The sequence below is a fragment of the Mesorhizobium silamurunense genome, from assembly GCF_014843905.1.
Lineage (GTDB): Bacteria > Pseudomonadota > Alphaproteobacteria > Rhizobiales > Rhizobiaceae > Mesorhizobium > Mesorhizobium silamurunense.
This window is the reverse complement of the sequence record NZ_LPVS01000201.1, coordinates 1-1065: the sequence shown is the minus strand read 5'-3', so window position 1 is coordinate 1065 and position 1065 is coordinate 1. Positions and strand designations below refer to the sequence as shown.

2 protein-coding genes and 1 tRNA gene are annotated in these 1065 nt (G+C 56.7%); 1 reads left to right on the top strand and 2 read right to left on the bottom strand.

Annotated features, from left to right (window positions below; all coding sequences use genetic code 11):
- Nucleotides 1-131: 131 nt before the first annotated feature.
- Both AU465_RS33055 and AU465_RS33050 read right to left on the bottom strand, forming a co-directional pair.
- Complete coding sequence (locus AU465_RS33055; RefSeq protein WP_246506634.1) at nt 132-365, bottom strand: GIY-YIG nuclease family protein; 234 nt, start codon at nt 363-365, stop codon at nt 132-134.
- Nucleotides 366-490: 125 nt separating this feature from the next.
- Nucleotides 491-581: transfer RNA gene (locus AU465_RS33050), tRNA-Ser, on the bottom strand.
- Nucleotides 582-877: 296 nt separating this feature from the next.
- Between AU465_RS33050 and AU465_RS36025 the strand changes: the two genes are divergently transcribed.
- On the top strand, nt 878-1065 hold a 188-nt coding region (locus tag AU465_RS36025; protein ID WP_210325370.1), incomplete at its 3' end, for a hypothetical protein.

The window sequence follows — 1065 nt, the reverse complement described above, 5'->3', positions numbered from 1 at the left end:
CAGCGGAGCCGAGAAGAAGGCTCTTGATGTTCATTTTCTGACCTCCAGTCAGAATCGAGAGCGGAGGTCGATGAAAATTAGATCGCGGCGCTGTTCTTATTTTAATTTCAAATAGATAGGTCTTGAAGTCATCAATCTGGCCTTACCGGCCAAAACCGCTTTTTCGCGAGGGCCTTGCCTGATCCGGTCTTGAAATATCGCACGAGTTGGCGTGCGTTGGTCTCGGTTTCAACCGCGATGTAGGCCTTTAACGCCAGAGGCAGATGAGCCTTGGTCGAAGCCACATAGCCTGATCGATGCGATTCGAAACGTCGTCGGAGGTCGTTAGTCGACCCGACATAAACGTCACCGTTGTCGAGCTGCAGGAACGAGCTGCAGGAAATAGACGTACCACATGGTCCCCCTACGCTACTTCGTAGCTTCGGGCGACACTCCTACGCCCGAATGCGGTTCCGGGTGGCCTGCCACCCGAAGCCCGCAGGGCGTAGGGTGGCGGAGAGGATGGGATTCGAACCCACGAGAAGCTTTTGACCTCTACTCCCTTAGCAGGGGAGCGCCTTCGACCACTCGGCCACCTCTCCGTCGCGCCGCTGGATAAAGAAAAGCGCAGGCACAATCAACAAGCCGGCGCCAGAATCGCTGAAAAAACAGCAGACCAACCCGACCTGGCTCCGCGTGAGGCGATTCTGCGGCGGCAACTGGGGGCGACGACTCGCCTCTGCGCCGCATTTGTGTCCAGCCATCGCCGGATTCGGCCGGATTCACGGCCACGCGGCCCTCAATGGTTAATGAGAACTTTCGGAGTGAGGCCAAATCGTGTCATTTGTGCAACAACGTCCGGGGATAGCGTCCGGATGGGGCTTTCGCCGATACGATCGTGGTTGAACGCCGCCGCCGCCTGGGTAAAGGTCTGGTTCGAAGGAGCGGCGCGGTGCGCATCTTTTTCGGTAAGTGGGGATGGGGCAGGGAACGCTGTCCTTCAGCAAAAAATACCCAGACCCGTTTTTTAACTTTTGACTGGAGGTCAGAAAATGAACATCAAGAGCCTTCTTCTCGGCTCCGCTG